Origin of the sequence: Halorubrum yunnanense, from assembly GCF_026586675.1 — an archaeon.
Taxonomy (GTDB): Archaea; Halobacteriota; Halobacteria; order Halobacteriales; family Haloferacaceae; genus Halorubrum; species Halorubrum yunnanense.
On record NZ_JAODIX010000101.1, the window covers coordinates 1 to 627 of the forward strand.

The 627-nt window shown below is 58.9% G+C and carries 1 protein-coding gene; it reads right to left on the minus strand.

All coding sequences use genetic code 11. The features are described 5' to 3' along the window. Nucleotides 1-627: IS5 family transposase (locus N5096_RS16060; RefSeq protein WP_267665793.1), on the minus strand; the 627-nt coding region annotated here is incomplete at both ends.

The window sequence follows — 627 nt, forward strand, 5'->3', positions numbered from 1 at the left end:
CACTCATCCAGCGCTGGTTGTAATCCTCGTTCATCCGGGCGTTGTGAGCCTTCTGTAGCGGTGTTTGCTCCCTGTGCTTGATCAGTGGTCGCGTTGAGTTGGAGCGACACTCCTCACGGAGGTCGCTCCACGAGTAGTTCGCGTCAGCAGACAGCACACGCAGGTCTTCCGCGTTCCGGCGGAAGACCTGCATCCCAATATGACCGTCCCATGCCTTCTGCGTCGTGAAATGAACGTCCTTGATCGCTAGCGAATTCACGTCGATCAAGATCGTCGTCTTCATCGAGTGGAACGAGTAATTTGCGCGATCGCGGTAGTGGTGGCTGGTTTGATCGCGTTGAAAGCCGCTTGCGTCAATTGCAGCTTCACCACTCCAGCCCGCCTGCTCCGCCGAAGCGCGGAGCAGGCGGCGGAGTTCACGCATTCGGTACTCATTTTCCCACCGACAAAACGAACTGTAGTGCGGTGCGTCGTCGAGATCAAACACGGCGAGGACGCCGGGCATCTCGTTGAGGTAGTCTTCGGTCTCACGGAGACTCTTTTCGAGTTCGACGCGATACAGGATCAACGCGATCTGTACCCACTCGGCGTACCCGTCCGCGCCGTCCGGCGCGGCGGGTACGTCCG